Source organism: Bacillus sp. XT-4 (assembly GCF_050864245.1).
In the GTDB taxonomy this organism is placed as follows: domain Bacteria; phylum Bacillota; class Bacilli; order Bacillales; family Bacillaceae; genus Bacillus; species Bacillus altitudinis.
Map to the genome: position 1 here is coordinate 166,589 of NZ_JBPAFI010000002.1, position 14,259 is coordinate 180,847.

At 41.3% G+C, this 14,259-nt stretch carries 15 protein-coding genes; all 15 read right to left on the reverse strand.

The features are described from left to right. Positions 1-11: 11 nt before the first annotated feature. Positions 12-1,709, reverse strand: a complete 1,698-nt coding sequence (locus ACRRMM_RS06040) for a proline--tRNA ligase (RefSeq protein WP_428828932.1) — start codon at positions 1,707-1,709, stop codon at positions 12-14. A gap of 80 nt (positions 1,710-1,789) precedes the next feature. Further along, positions 1,790-3,055: an RIP metalloprotease RseP gene (rseP, locus tag ACRRMM_RS06045; RefSeq protein ID WP_007499546.1), complete on the reverse strand. Its 1,266-nt coding sequence runs from the start codon at positions 3,053-3,055 to the stop codon at positions 1,790-1,792. Between the two features lie 6 nt (positions 3,056-3,061). Then, positions 3,062-4,213, reverse strand: a complete 1,152-nt coding sequence (dxr, locus tag ACRRMM_RS06050) for a 1-deoxy-D-xylulose-5-phosphate reductoisomerase (RefSeq protein ID WP_410685256.1) — start codon at positions 4,211-4,213, stop codon at positions 3,062-3,064. Between the two features lie 39 nt (positions 4,214-4,252). Then, positions 4,253-5,047 carry a phosphatidate cytidylyltransferase gene (locus ACRRMM_RS06055; protein WP_007499550.1) on the reverse strand — a complete coding sequence of 265 codons (795 nt, stop codon included), beginning with the start codon at positions 5,045-5,047 and terminating at the stop codon, positions 4,253-4,255. 12 nt (positions 5,048-5,059) lie between these two features. Then, complete coding sequence (locus tag ACRRMM_RS06060) at positions 5,060-5,842, reverse strand: isoprenyl transferase (protein WP_007499552.1); 783 nt, start codon at positions 5,840-5,842, stop codon at positions 5,060-5,062. A gap of 129 nt (positions 5,843-5,971) precedes the next feature. Beyond that, on the reverse strand, positions 5,972-6,529 hold the full coding sequence (frr, locus tag ACRRMM_RS06065; RefSeq protein ID WP_008344764.1) for a ribosome recycling factor: 558 nt from the start codon (positions 6,527-6,529) through the stop codon (positions 5,972-5,974). Position 6,530: 1 nt separating this feature from the next. Further along, positions 6,531-7,253 (reverse strand): UMP kinase, encoded by a 723-nt coding sequence (gene pyrH, locus ACRRMM_RS06070; protein WP_008344767.1) that lies wholly within the window; start codon positions 7,251-7,253, stop codon positions 6,531-6,533. A gap of 134 nt (positions 7,254-7,387) precedes the next feature. Continuing rightward, on the reverse strand, positions 7,388-8,269 hold the full coding sequence (gene tsf / locus ACRRMM_RS06075; RefSeq protein WP_007499558.1) for a translation elongation factor Ts: 882 nt from the start codon (positions 8,267-8,269) through the stop codon (positions 7,388-7,390). 91 nt (positions 8,270-8,360) lie between these two features. After that, the gene (gene rpsB / locus ACRRMM_RS06080; protein WP_007499561.1) at positions 8,361-9,095 is read right to left on the reverse strand and encodes a 30S ribosomal protein S2; all 735 of its coding nucleotides are present in this window, start codon (positions 9,093-9,095) and stop codon (positions 8,361-8,363) included. Positions 9,096-9,250: 155 nt separating this feature from the next. Beyond that, a complete protein-coding gene (locus ACRRMM_RS06085; RefSeq protein WP_048001563.1) occupies positions 9,251-9,790 on the reverse strand; it encodes a hypothetical protein in 540 nt (179 codons plus the stop codon). 21 nt (positions 9,791-9,811) lie between these two features. Next, on the reverse strand, positions 9,812-10,579 hold the full coding sequence (locus ACRRMM_RS06090) for a FliA/WhiG family RNA polymerase sigma factor (RefSeq protein WP_007499565.1): 768 nt from the start codon (positions 10,577-10,579) through the stop codon (positions 9,812-9,814). Positions 10,580-10,603: 24 nt separating this feature from the next. Further along, positions 10,604-11,104, reverse strand: coding sequence for a chemotaxis protein CheD (locus tag ACRRMM_RS06095; RefSeq protein ID WP_007499566.1), 501 nt, complete (start codon positions 11,102-11,104; stop codon positions 10,604-10,606). Continuing rightward, positions 11,104-11,730 (reverse strand): chemotaxis protein CheC, encoded by a 627-nt coding sequence (locus ACRRMM_RS06100; RefSeq protein WP_007499567.1) that lies wholly within the window; start codon positions 11,728-11,730, stop codon positions 11,104-11,106. The genes ACRRMM_RS06095 and ACRRMM_RS06100 overlap by 1 nt, the downstream gene beginning before the upstream one ends. 12 nt (positions 11,731-11,742) lie before the next feature. Next, the gene (locus tag ACRRMM_RS06105; RefSeq protein WP_007499568.1) at positions 11,743-12,204 is read right to left on the reverse strand and encodes a chemotaxis protein CheW; all 462 of its coding nucleotides are present in this window, start codon (positions 12,202-12,204) and stop codon (positions 11,743-11,745) included. A 24-nt stretch (positions 12,205-12,228) separates the two neighbouring features. Further along, complete coding sequence (locus ACRRMM_RS06110; protein ID WP_052320408.1) at positions 12,229-14,256, reverse strand: chemotaxis protein CheA; 2,028 nt, start codon at positions 14,254-14,256, stop codon at positions 12,229-12,231. Positions 14,257-14,259 lie beyond the last annotated feature (3 nt).

Sequence of the window (14,259 nt, forward strand, 5' to 3'; positions counted from 1 at the left end):
TTGTTCGTTTTTTATGCTTGGCGTATAAATGAAATCAGTTCATCAACAGATACTTCGTGTGATTCACCTGATTTTCTGAATTTCACTTCGACAATACCTTCTTCTGAACGTTTCCCGCAGCTAATGCGAATTGGCAGTCCAATTAAGTCACTGTCGGCAAATTTGACGCCTGCACGCTCTTGGCGGTCATCGAAAAGGACTTCATAGCCCTCTTCTTGTAAACGCTCATACAGCGTTTCAGCCAGTTCCTTTTGTGCATCGTTTTTCATATTTAAGGCAAGTAGATGAAGATCATATGGCGCAACTGTTTCTGGCCAAATAATTCCCTTGTCATCATGATGCTGTTCAACAATCGCAGAAAGGGTTCTAGAAATTCCGATGCCATAGCAGCCCATGATCATTGGCTGCGCACGTCCATTTTCATCGAGGTATGTTGCATCCATTGCCTCTGAATAACGTGTGCCTAGCTTAAAGACTTGTCCTACTTCAATTCCTTTTGCGAACTGTATTGTGCCTTCACCATCTGGAGAAACGTCTCCTTCTTGAATCAAGCGAAGATCTGTATATTCCTTCACTGACAGATCACGAGCAGGATTAACATTGACATAGTGATAATCCGATTCATTTGCACCTGCAACTGCATTTGTCATTCCTTTTACAGCGTGGTCTGCATAAATCGTTACTTCCGCTTCAAGCTTCACTGGTCCAACAAATCCTGGTTCTGTTCCGATCACGTCTAGTACTTCCTCACGTGAAGCAAGCTCTACAAGCTGTGCTCCAACTAAGTTTTTCACTTTTACATCATTTACTTCATGATCGCCTCTTGTCAGGACAAGTACATACGCATCGTCCGCTTTAAACAAGACAGATTTGATACATGTAGAAGGAGCCACTTCTAAAATTGCCGCAACATCTTGTATCGTCTTCACCTGAGGCGTGTGTACTTTCTCGAGTTCTTTGAAGTCCGCAGGGTTTGCTTCTTCTCCGTGATACACAGCCTCAGCCATTTCAATGTTCGCAGCGTAGGAAGATGTGTCAGAGTATGCGATTGTATCTTCTCCTACTTCTGAAAGTGCCATAAACTCATGTGTATCTTTTCCTCCCATTGCCCCAGAATCGGCAATGACGGGTCTAAAGTTAAGACCTACTTTTGAAAAGACATTCGAGTAAGCTGTAAACATTTTGTTGTATGTGTCATCAAGGCTCTCTGGTGAAGAGTGGAATGAATAGGCGTCCTTCATAATAAATTCACGTCCGCGCAATAACCCAAAGCGAGGCCTTTGTTCATCACGGAATTTAGATTGGATTTGATACAGTGTCAAAGGAAGCTTTTTATACGATTTGACTTCACTGCGTACGAGTGATGTGATCACTTCTTCGTGTGTTGGGCCAAGTGCAAACTCGCGGCCGTGACGATCTTTCATACGCATGAGTTCTGGACCGTATGTATACCATCTTCCTGACTCTTGCCACATTTCTGCTTGCTGCAGCACTGGCATTAACAGCTCAGCTGCTCCCGCCTTTTCCATTTCCTTGCGAACAATGGCTTGAATGTGCTGAATCACTTTATGTGCTAACGGCAGGTAATGATAGATACCGCTCGTGTTTTGTCTAATAAATCCAGCTCTTACTAATAGCTGATGACTTTTTGCCTCAGCATCTGCTGGCACCTCTCGAAGAGTTGGAATGAAAGTCAGGGATTGTCTCATGTCGTTACACCTCATTTAAGAAATAGGACTTCTCACAAAAACTCTTGTTTCCCATAATGAGAAACAAGAGACAATGGTTTTTATAAAAATAATCGCTGGATGTCATTCCATGTCACTACTAGCATTAATAGCATGAGGAACGCAACACCAATGAAGACAACAAGTGCCTCTTTCTCACGATTAATTGGTTTGCCGCGAATGGCTTCAACGAATAGGAAAAGTAATCTTCCTCCGTCTAATGCAGGAATCGGTAATAAATTCACGATCCCTAAGTTGATACTAAGAAACGCAGCAAACTGCATTAATGTTAACACACCTTGTTTCGCTACTTCTCCTGTCATGTCATATATTCCAACAGGACCTGCAAGCATATCTAATGAAAATTGTCCTGTAACAATCTTTTGCAAGTTCGTTAAGATGAGACCTGCTGTAGATATCACTGTAGTGCCTGAGGATGAAATGACTTTGAGAAAGCCATTTTCCGTTGGCGGATAAGAGCCAAAACGGCCAATGGTTTTTCCTTCGGCCTTCACAGCTTCCGGTACAACTTGAATGGTGCTTTCTTTGCCATCTCGGTCAATGACGACATTCATTTTTTTATCTGGGTTCTTTTGAACCGTTTGAACAACATCTGTCCAAGAATTCATTTTATCCCCGTTAATTGAAACGATATGATCTCCCTGCATAAGCCCAGCTTGCGCTGCCCGGCCGTCTTTTGTCAGCTTACCAAGTACAGGATCATCCACGGTTACACCTTGAATAAATCCTAAAGCCACTAGAATCACATATGCCAGGATAAAGTTCATAATCGGTCCAGCTGCAATGGCTTTAATACGCTGCCATACTGTTTTTGAACCAAACTGACGGTTGTATGGCGCAATTTGAATTTCTTCACCATCTGCAATATAGAAGCTTGTTTGGCTTACATTGTAGCCAGTGAGAATGTCTTCATTTCCAGCCTCATATCCTGAAATTCTCATCGCATGATCTAAATCAATTTGTTCAACTTCAATGACAAGTGCATCAGGATATTTCTCTTTATCATTTAAAATGATTTTTTCTACTTCATTTTGCTCATTGAATAAGAGCCCCACTGTATGACCCGGTTTAATTTCAATGACTTCAGGGTCTTCTCCAGCCATTTTAACAAATCCGCCGATTGGCAGAAGTCTGATGGTATAGACGGTTTCTTTTCGTTTAAAGGAGAAAATCTTCGGTCCAAAACCAATTGCGAACTCGCGGCATAAAATGCCTGCGCGCTGCGCCATAATTAAATGGCCAAGCTCGTGGAAAAAAACGAGCGTTCCAAAAATAATAATAAACGCAATCACTGTATTCACGAACATACCACCTTATGCGAGGATTGATTGAACAAAGTCTCGTGTATCTTTGTCCACTTCATGGATATCTTGCAAACTAGGCGTTGAAATCACATGATGTCTGTTCAGTGCCTTTTCAATCAATTCTTCAATTTGCAGGAACGTTACTTTGCCTTTTAAAAATGCATCAACAGCTATTTCATTGGCTGCATTAAGCACAGTAGGCATTGTCCCTCCTATTTTACCTGATTCATAAGCAAAATGTAAGCAGCGATACCTGTCAAAATCCGCTTTTTGGAAATTTAATTGTCCAATCTCCCAAAGGTTTAATGATTTCGCTTCTTTTAATGGCGCTCTATCAGGGTAAGTGAGCGCGTATTGAATCGGAACCCTCATGTCAGGTGTACCTAACTGAGCCATGACACTTTTGTCATGGAATTCCACCATGGAATGGATGATGCTCTCTTTATGTAACAGCACATCAATTTGATCGTATGGGATATCAAACAGCCAATGCGCCTCAATCACCTCAAGCCCCTTATTCATCATGGTCGCTGAATCGATCGTAATTTTTGCGCCCATGGACCAGTTCGGATGATTCAGCGCTTCTTCAACCGTTACACCTTCAAGCTCCGTGCGTTTTTTATCTCGGAAACTGCCGCCTGAAGCTGTGACGATTAAGCGTTCAATGTTTTTAGCTTGTTCACCTTGCAGGGATTGAAAAATAGCGGAGTGTTCACTATCGACAGGAAGTAAAGGCACGTCATACTTTTTGGCGTACTCTTTTACTATATGACCAGCTGTCACAAGTGTTTCCTTATTTGCAAGTGCGATCGTCTTTTTTTGTTCAATGGCTTTTAATGTCGGCACAAGTCCGACACTCCCTACCAGTGCATTGACCACAACATCCACTGCATCATAGATCGCTGCTTCGATGTTCGCTTCATCACCCGCAGCCATTTTAACATCGTATTGAAATGAATGACCTTTTAACGTGCGATAGGTCGCTTCGTCTACACATCCAACAAATTCAGGCTGAAATTGTTCAATGATAGGGATGGCCTTGTCTATATTTCTGCCAAACGTCATCGCTTTCAACTTGAATTTGTCTGGATGCTGCCTGATCACATCTAATGTTTGTTCTCCGATTGATCCTGTTGCGCCTAATAGCGAAATATATTTCAAATTGCCACTCCTTCTCTCGTTCAATTAGTTTCTATGAGGTTAGCTAGCAAACGTGGCCAGCAATAAATATAAAAACGGCAGAACGAATAAAAAGCTGTCAAACCTGTCCAAAATTCCGCCATGACCTGGGAGTATTGTCCCTGAATCCTTCACATGGTAATGACGCTTTAAAGCAGATTCCACAAGGTCGCCAAGCTGTCCAAAAATACTGAGCAAAAGAGTAATAAACATAACAAGCAGATATGATGGCAAAAATCCTGTAACCGCCTGGAACACAAGTGACAGCACAACCGCTGTGACGATTCCGCCGATAAATCCTTCTACTGTTTTGTTTGGGCTGATCTCTGGCCAAAGCTTTCGTTTCCCCATAGATTTCCCAATAAAATAGGCACCTGAGTCAGTGGACCAAATAATCACCGCTGCGAAGAAGATCGCACTCATGCCATACAAGCCTCTAATTTGAATAAAATAATAGAAACTAACGCCAATATATAATGTGGCTAATATAACAAAAGCAACCTCATCGAATGTGAAAGAGTTTTTACTCAGAACTGTATAAGTTAAAAGGATTAAGACTGCAAATAAAGCAATCTGCATTTTTGATGCGTCTACGTTCGGGAAGAAGCTATTTTCTCCGCCCATTAAAAGCCAAAGCAATATTAAGCTGACAATGCCAGGAAAGCTGAAAATCGAAATCTTTTTCATTCTAAGAAGCTCAAAGAGAGCGACACTTCCCATTAAATAAATCAGCAGGGTAAATGGCATTTGTCCATAAATCACTGCAAGTAAAAACACTGCAGCTGCCAGAACACCCGTCAAAATTCTTTGTTTCATCTGCACCACCCTCTAAATTCCACCGAACCTCCGGCCGCGGCGCTGGTACTCTCCGATAGCGCCTATGAGATGCTCATCAGAAAAGTCAGGCCAAAGCACATCCGTAAAGACAAACTCGCTGTATGCAATTTGCCAAAGCATAAAGTTGCTTAATCTAATTTCTCCACTCGTACGAATAAGCAAATCCGGATCTTGAAGAGATTCTGTCATTAAATAAGCTGAAAACATCTCTTCTGTGATGTCTTCTGCTCGAAGCTTGCCTTCTTTGACTTTTTCAGAAATTTGTCTGCATGCAGAAATAATTTCTGTCCGTCCTCCATAATTGAGCGCAAAATTTAAAATGAGTCCGTCATTATTCGCCGTACTCTTCACTGCGTTCTCTACCGCTTTTTTCGTATGCTGCGGGAGGCCGTCTGGATCACCTGTTAAACGTACACGGACATTTTCCTCGATGAGTTCAGGCAGATAGATGTTTAGAAACTCTTCAGGAAGCTTCATTAAAAAGTCTACTTCTAGTTTTGGACGTTTCCAATTTTCTGTAGAGAAAGCATACAAAGTCAGCACTTTGACATTCAGCTCATTTGCAAGCTTGGTCATGCGCTTGACAACTTTCATTCCTTCATGATGTCCTGCTACCCGTGGAAGCGCACGTTTCTTCGCCCATCTTCCATTCCCATCCATGATAATGGCGATATGTTCAGGAATTTCTCCATTTAATATGTCTTCTTTTGTCAGGCTTTCTAAGTTGGAAGCTGCTGTTTGCTGATTCTTCCAATTTTTGAGTATATTGAGCATGAGATTCCTCCATCACCCAAAAAGGTTGCGTTCCCGCTAATAATTTAGTCCTCAACAGTATTAACAAAAAAACCCCCTGTAAACATGAAGAGGGTCTTTTCACTATTATCTATTGTACATAGTTTTTTCTTAAACTTCCATGATTTCTTTTTCTTTATCTTTTGTCACTTCATCAATTTTAGCGACATATTCATCTGTCAATTTTTGAACATCCTCTGTAGATGATCTTAATTCATCTTCAGTGATCTCCCCATTTTTCTCTAGCTTTTTCAATTCATCGTTTGCATCACGACGAACGTTACGAACAGCTACTTTTGCTTCTTCTGAGTATTTTCTCACAACTTTTACAAGTTCTTTACGTCTTTCTTCTGTTAGTGCTGGGATCGCAATACGGATCACGTTTCCGTCACTTGTTGGTGTGATACCAAGATCAGACTTTTGGATCGCCTTTTCGATATCACCGATCGCTGTTTTATCGTAAGGTGTGATAATCAGCATACGTGCTTCTGGCACTGTAATTGACGCAATTTGGTTTAGTGGTGTTTGCGCACCATAGTAATCCACTGTTACTTTGTCTAAAAGGGAAGCATTTGCTCTGCCCGCACGGACAGTTGCTAGTTCACGTCCGTATGCTTGAACGGCTTTTTCCATTTTTTCTTTTGTTTGGTTCAACACTTCTTTTGACACGTTATTTCCCCCTCACGATCGTTCCGATTGATTCGCCATTGACGGCACGTTTAATATTACCTTCTTCCATAATAGAGAAGACAATTAATGGAATGTCATTGTCCATACATAATGAGGACGCAGTAGAATCCATTACAGCAAGCCCTTCTTTTAGTACATCAAGATATGAAAGCTTATCATATTTTACTGCATCCGCATCTGTACGAGGATCAGCACTGTAGACACCGTCTACATTGTTTTTCGCCATTAAAATGACATCTGCTTCAATTTCAGCTGCACGAAGTGCTGCTGTTGTATCAGTAGAGAAATAAGGGTTACCAGTACCTGCAGCAAAAATCACGACACGTTTCTTCTCAAGGTGACGGATCGCTTTTCTTCTTATGTATGGCTCTGCAACCTGTCTCATTTCAATAGAGGTTTGTACTCTAGACTGAATGCCAAGCGTTTCTAGGCTGTCTTGTAATGCCAATGAATTCATCACTGTTGCAAGCATCCCCATATAGTCTGCTGTTGCCCGGTCCATTCCTAAGTCACTGCCTGTCTTACCACGCCAAAGGTTTCCTCCGCCTACAACGACTGCAACTTCAACATCAAGCTCTGCAATTTCTTTTACTTGCTTTGCAATTGATTGAATGACAGTTGGGTTAATTCCATTTCCAGCATCACCAGCTAGTGCTTCTCCACTTAGCTTCAGTACAATGCGATTATATTTCGGTTTGCTCATGATAACCTCCAAGTGTAAACTATACCGTCTCTTATTATGCGTAAGAAACCGTCTTTTGTAAATCAATATCCTCTAAAAAATAGGGAACACAGTGCTTGTGCTCCCTAAAAAAGCCCCAGAGAGCTTTTCAAACATTATTTTTTCACTTGGCTCATAACTTCTTCAGCAAAGTTGTCTTGACGCTTTTCGATACCTTCGCCCACTTCATAGCGAACATAAGTTTGAACAGTTGCGTTTTTCGCACCTACAACTTGTTTCACTTTTTCATCTGGGTTTTTAACGAATGCTTGGTCAAGTAAGCAAATTTCTTCGAAGAATTTGTTTAGACGGCCTTCTACCATTTTAGCAACGATATTTTCAGGCTTTCCTTCTTGAAGCGCTTGTTGTGTTAATACTTCACGCTCACGGTTTGCTTCTTCTTCAGACACTTGGTCACGAGAAATGTATTTAGGGTTTACAGCAGCAACGTGCATTGCGATGTCTCTCGCAAGCTCTTCATCAGTTGTTCCGTTAAGAACCGCTAATACACCGATGCGTCCGCCCATGTGTAAGTAAGAACCGAATGCAGCGTTATCTTCTTTTGTGATGACTGAGAAACGGCGCAGCGTAATTTTTTCTCCGATTTTCGCAATTGCAGAAGTAATATGTTCTTCAACTGTTGAACCATTTTCCATTTTAGAAGCATGTGCTTCTTCAATTGTTGCAGGTTTCGCAGCAAGTAAATGATCAGCAAGTTCGTTAAGAAGATTTTGGAATCCTTCGTTTTTCGCAACGAAATCAGTCTCAGAGTTCACTTCTAGGATAACGCCAGTGTTGCCGTCAGTTTTAATAAGAGTTAATCCTTCTGCCGCAATACGGTCTGCTTTTTTCGCAGCTTTTGCGATCCCTTTTTCTCTTAGAAGATCGATTGCTTTATCGATGTCACCATCAGTTTCTGTTAACGCTTTTTTACAGTCCATCATACCTGCACCAGTTTTTTGACGCAGTTCTTTTACTAATTGAGCAGTAATTGCCATTTTACATTTCCTCCTTCTATGTTAAAACACGGATTACTAGGTGAAAAAAAGGTGATAAAAGGCAGTTCCCTCTTATCACCTTTTGAATAGGTTACGCAGTTGTTGTTTCAGTTTCTGTCGTTTCTTCTACAACAGCTTCTTCTTCGCCTTGTTTAGACTCAAGAATCGCATCTGCCATTTTAGCAGTTAGAAGTTTTACAGCACGGATTGCATCATCGTTTGCAGGGATCACAACATCAATTTCGTCTGGATCACAGTTTGTGTCAACGATACCGATAATTGGGATATTCAATTTACGAGCTTCTGCAACTGCAATACGCTCTTTACGAGGGTCGATAATGAAAAGTGCATCTGGAAGACCCTTCATGTCTTTGATTCCGCCTAGGAATTTTTCAAGACGTTCTAATTCTTTTTTCAGTTGAACGACTTCTTTCTTAGGAAGAACTTCGAACGTACCGTTTTCTTGCATTTTTTCAATATCTTTTAAACGTTTGATACGTTTTTGGATTGTTTCAAAGTTTGTTAACGTTCCACCAAGCCAGCGTTGGTTTACATAGAACATACCAGAACGGATTGCTTCTTCTTTCACTGAATCTTGTGCTTGCTTTTTCGTACCAACGAAAAGGATTTTTCCTCCATCAGCAGCAAGGTTTTTCGTGAAGTTGTAAGCTTCCTCTACTTTTTTCACCGTTTTTTGAAGATCGATGATGTAGATACCGTTACGCTCTGTAAAGATGTAACGCTTCATTTTTGGGTTCCAACGGCGTGTTTGGTGACCGAAGTGAACACCAGCTTCTAGCAATTGTTTCATAGAAATAACTGACATGTTGTTGCCTCCTAATATAATGGTTTTTTTTCCTCCGCTTAAGTCATGTTCACATAAAACTGCGCCACGGCAGCACCTTCATACGAATCATTAAGCGTGTGTATTTAACACCAAGAAATAATATAACACATGATGGACTGACAATCAAGAATCCTTTACAGCTTTCCGCTAAATTTTAATAAAAGCTCGATTTCTGTCTTGCCCGTTTTTAATTCTTTCGCTATTTCTTCTAATGATAGCCCTTGATCATATAAGGCCTTTACTTGATCCTCAAATGTTTCTTCTATTTCACTTTCAGAAGGCGCAGAAGCTTCTGTTTCGAGACTTGAAACGGGTTCGTTTACCTTCTCTTCCTGCACCTCAACTTCGCTAAGGAGAGCCGACAGGTGCTCTGGAACTGGATCTTCACTTTCTACCGATTGCAGGGATTCAATTGGTGGTTGTGGCTGCTTTGGTGTCTGAAGATCCGATTTCAGCTCTTCAGCAGAAAAATCAGGGGAAGTGGCTGCAGCTTTTGATAGTTTTTCATTCTCTTCTTTGACTTCCATCAAAAATGCAGCCAGGGTATTTTCCGTTTCTTCTAAAAGCTCTCGCTGCTTTTGTTCTGTTGCCTTCAGCGAATTCATTCTCGTGTATAAAATGATCACAAAATAAATAAGTGCAGCATGAAGCATAAAGCTAATCAGCCATAGCATATTTTTTCACTCACTAACTCTTTAAGATTGAATGGCTTTATCAAGCAGATGCTTAAGCTTGAACAATGCCTTTGAATGAATTTGCGAAATGCGGGAGGTCGATAAATTAAGCACTTGACCAATTTCCGTTAACGTCAATTCCTCTTTATAGAAAAGACTAATCACAAGCTTTTCTTTTTCCGAAAGCTCTGTCATTTTTTCGGCAAGCTGTTCAATTAATTCATCTTTCAGCATTTTTTCTTCAGGTGTCACAGTCTTTTCGTCGCGAATCATGACTTGAACGTTTTCTCCGTCTTCTTGATCATGCAGCTTCTCATCAATCGAGAGCAAATTCGCAAAGAACCCTTCATTCATCGTTGTGACCACATCTTGTTCACTCATGCCGAGTTCTTCAGCAACCTCTGTTGGTGTCACATTTCGCAAATATCGCTGTTCAAGCTTTTCAATTGCCGCTTCTACTTTTTTTGTTTTTTCTCTTGATGTACGAGGCAGCCAGTCCTCTTTACGAAGACCGTCGATGATGGCCCCGCGAATTCTGAAGGATGCATATGTATCAAACTTCAGATCTCTTCCGGGGTCAAATTTTTCAAGGGCATCATATAAACCGAGCATCCCTAGACTGATCAAGTCTTCTTTGTGCACTGACTTCGGGAGACCGATGGAAATTCTTCCAACATGATATGTGACGAGCGGCATATAGCGGCGCATAAGATCATCTCCAGCAGCTGGGTCCTTCCACTCTTTCCATCTAGCCCATAGCGCCTGATCTTCGTAATTTAAGGATTGCATCTTTCTCCCCCTATACTTCCTTAGTTATATCTTCATAATGCCTTGTTTCACAGTGCGGATCTCAAGTTCTGTTGTAAGCGGATCGAATTCAATCGTGCGTCCATTGTTTCCGCCCGTGTCCTCACTAATGATCGGGATATGATGAAGAGACAGATGTTCTTTCACAGCTGATACATTTCTAGGTCCAATTCTCATCAGATCATTGGTTGACTTAAATTTAAACATTTCTGCGCCGCCGGCAAGCTTCGCTTTTAGCGCATGTTTGCGCGCTCCTTCTTTTAAGAGCAGATCAATTGTATGCTTGACACCTGTATCTGCATACTTAGCCAAGTTCTCTACCGCTCCTTTTGAAAGAGAGGAGTCTGGAAGCATGACATGGACAAGTCCTGCCAGTTTTTTTTCTTGGTCAAAAAGGACAAGTCCTACGCAAGAACCGAGACCGGATGTCCGAATACGGTCCGGTGTTTTCACAAGCTGAACATCCGCTATACCAACCTTTACAACTGCCGGAATCTGCACGTTCATTATAGGTTACCTAATGCTTTGAATAGTTTTTCAAACGATTCAAAGTCTGGTAATAGAAACATATTTCCTTTCAGCTCTTGCTGATTTTGATCATCAAAAATAGATGTATCAATCACAATCGCCTGATCGCCGAGAGGGCTAAACTGCATTAATCCCTCACTAATGACAGCCCCAAACATGTCGAGCGTGACATCTGGAACACTTGGGTGAAGCTGCAGTTTTGTTAAATCGGCAAGTGCTGATAAATAAGAGCCTGCTAAAATATTTCCTAACTCATGAAGCGCTGATGTTCCTAGCATGTGTTCATGAATCGTATCAATATCAAATGCTGGGTCCTGAACAAGCTCTCTTACAAATTGTTCAGCTTGTTCAAACGGCATAATGAAAAAGATTGAACCGGTAAGATCACCCTCCATTCGCAAAAAGATACTGGCAACTGGAAGGTCTGCTCCACCAAAGAAATCCATTAAATCTTCAAACGAGAGAACTTTGACAAAAGGAACAGCCATATCAATTTTGCGATTCAATAGGCTGGCAAGAGCAGACGCTGCATGGCCTGCTCCGATATTCCCAACCTCACTTAATATATCTAGCTGTTCATCTTTAATTTCATTGAAAATGCTCATTTCACATCCCCCTTAATGAACAGGTGCATCTTGCACGCTCTTGTCGAGGACCGCACCAGCATGAATGATATTGAATAGGCGCTGATCATGCTTAATAATACCTGTCACCCATGACAGTCCTTCTTTTTCAGCTGTATCAGTAGAAGATTCTACCTCTTCCTGATGAACAGTAATGACATCATTTGCTTCATCAACAATCCAGCCGACTTCAATGTCACCAACTTGTACAATAATCATTCTTGTTTCGTCTGTAATCTCGTTGTCAGTTGATCCAAGTCTCACTCTAAGGTCAATGACAGGTGTCACGACACCACGTAGATTAATGACACCGCATATATAAGGGGCAACGCCAGGAACTCTTGTCGGCTGCTGCCATTTTTCAATGGACTTTACTTCTGATACTGAAATGGCGTATTCTTTTTTGTTTACGATAAACACAATCATCTTTTCGCCAGTTTTGATATCTGTACTCATTTCAGACCGCTCCTCTATTGTTTTTTACTTAATCAGTGCATTACAGTCAACGATGAGTGCAACCTGACCGTCACCTAAGATTGTTGCGCCTGATATCGCAAATACGTTTGGTAGGTAATCTCCAAGTGATTTCAATACAACCTCTTGCTGACCGATAAACGAATCGACCACAAATGCTGTTAGCTTGTCTCCTTTACGGACAACAATAATGTGCAGTTCTTCTTCTAAATCATTCGCATTTGGTACGTTGAACTGTTTCTTCAAGTACACAACCGGTACGATAAATCCACGGAAATCAATGACTTCACGATCATGCGTTTGAAGGATGTCACTCTTCTTAATGACAGCCGTTTCTATAATAGAAGAAATCGGAATAGCAAATGTTTCTTCCTCTAGTTTCACAAGAAGGACGGAAATGATCGATAATGTGAGTGGAAGCTGAATTGAGAACAGTGAACCTTGACCTTCTGTTGAGTTAATACTCACAGAACCACCTAATGATTCCAGCTTGTTTTTCACAACGTCAAGACCTACACCTCGGCCCGAGATATCAGAAATCGTATCAGCTGTAGAGAACCCTGCTGCAAAGATCAATGAATCAATTTGGTGATCTTCAAGTGTTTCCGCTTCTCTTTCCGTAATAACTCCGCGCTCTAATGCTTTTTCAAGGACCTTTTTACGGTTAATCCCGCCGCCATCATCTTCTACTTCAATGAAGACATGGTTTCCGCTATGATACGCTTTTAATAGAACGGTTCCTTTTTCTGGTTTGCCTTTTTTCACACGTTCTTCTGGTGATTCAATCCCGTGATCGAGACTGTTTCTAAGTAAGTGTAAGAGCGGATCGCCAATTTCATCGATCACTGTTCGATCAAGCTCTGTCTCAGCACCTTCAATGATCAGTTCAATTTTCTTATTGAGCTCTTTCGTCAATTGACGAATCATACGTGGGAATCTGTTAAACACCGTTTCTACAGGTACCATTCTCATGTTCAAGATGATCGATTGCAGGTCGCCAGAAATACGGGACATTCTTTCCACTGTATCCGTGAGTTCGTTGTTTTCAAGTTCTTTGGCAATCTGTTCTAAACGTCCTCTATCAATGACAAGCTCTTCAAACAGGTTCATAAGTGAATCTAGACGATCAATGTTGACACGGATCGTTTTCGTTCCGCCGGCAGCTGCACCGTTATTGCCATTTGCTTTTGGCGCATCGTTTGCTGGCGCTTTAGTGGCAGGAACTGTGGCTTCTTCATTTTTCTGCTCAGGTTTCGCTGCTTTTGTTTCAGCCGGAGCCGCTTCTTCAAAGGCAGAGACTTCAGAAATCTCCACTTGTTCAACCTCTGAGATCGCTGTCACGATTTTTTTCACTTCTTCCATCGGCTGTTTCGATAAGTAAGAAATGCTGAATTCAGATTCAAAATCTTCTGATTCTAAAAGTTCTGCATTCGGAACCGTTTTGACAACTTCTCCTGCTTCGTTCAGTCTTTCAAAAATCATATAGACACGAACGGCTTTTAATAAGCATGCGTCACTTAATGTCACGGTCAGCTCATAACATTTAAAGCCTTGTTCTCTTGCTTCATCAAGAACTGTTCGTTCAAATTCGTTATAATCTAGGTCGCTTGCAGCTGATGATGCTTCAGCTGTCTCAACGGCAGATGCTGTTTCTGCATGGCTTCCTGTCACATCTAGTTTTTTACTAATCTCCGTGACATCACGTTTTCCATCCCCGCCCTCTGCAATCGATTGAACCATTGCTTCAAGGTGATCGAGTGCTTCAAACATCGTATCCATTGATTCAGGAGTGACAATCATTTGTTCGTTTCTGATGGCATCAAACATGTTTTCTAAATGATGTGTTAATTGAGCCATATCATCATAGCCCATCGTTGCACTCATGCCTTTCAGTGTATGAGCGGCTCTGAATATATCATTCACTAGCTGCAAGTCTGTTGGGTTCTTTTCTAATTCAAGAAGTTTTTCATTACAAGTTTGTAAGTGTTCTCTGCTTTCATCTAAAAAGATATCTAAGTATTGGTTTACATCCAACGT

Excerpts from the sequence above, each read along its gene's own strand:
- ACRRMM_RS06040 (WP_428828932.1), bottom strand. The coding sequence starts at position 1,709 with ATGAGACAATCCCTGACTTTCATTCCAACTCTTCGAGAGGTGCCAGCA.
- rseP (WP_007499546.1), bottom strand. The coding sequence starts at position 3,055 with ATGTTCGTGAATACAGTGATTGCGTTTATTATTATTTTTGGAACGCTC.
- ACRRMM_RS06055 (WP_007499550.1), bottom strand. The coding sequence starts at position 5,047 with ATGAAACAAAGAATTTTGACGGGTGTTCTGGCAGCTGCAGTGTTTTTA.
- ACRRMM_RS06060 (WP_007499552.1), bottom strand. The coding sequence starts at position 5,842 with ATGCTCAATATACTCAAAAATTGGAAGAATCAGCAAACAGCAGCTTCC.
- pyrH (WP_008344767.1), bottom strand. The coding sequence starts at position 7,253 with ATGAGCAAACCGAAATATAATCGCATTGTACTGAAGCTAAGTGGAGAA.
- tsf (WP_007499558.1), bottom strand. The coding sequence starts at position 8,269 with ATGGCAATTACTGCTCAATTAGTAAAAGAACTGCGTCAAAAAACTGGT.
- rpsB (WP_007499561.1), bottom strand. The coding sequence starts at position 9,095 with ATGTCAGTTATTTCTATGAAACAATTGCTAGAAGCTGGTGTTCACTTC.
- ACRRMM_RS06085 (WP_048001563.1), bottom strand. The coding sequence starts at position 9,790 with ATGCTATGGCTGATTAGCTTTATGCTTCATGCTGCACTTATTTATTTT.
- ACRRMM_RS06090 (WP_007499565.1), bottom strand. The coding sequence starts at position 10,579 with ATGCAATCCTTAAATTACGAAGATCAGGCGCTATGGGCTAGATGGAAA.
- ACRRMM_RS06095 (WP_007499566.1), bottom strand. The coding sequence starts at position 11,104 with ATGAACGTGCAGATTCCGGCAGTTGTAAAGGTTGGTATAGCGGATGTT.
- ACRRMM_RS06100 (WP_007499567.1), bottom strand. The coding sequence starts at position 11,730 with ATGAGCATTTTCAATGAAATTAAAGATGAACAGCTAGATATATTAAGT.
- ACRRMM_RS06105 (WP_007499568.1), bottom strand. The coding sequence starts at position 12,204 with ATGAGTACAGATATCAAAACTGGCGAAAAGATGATTGTGTTTATCGTA.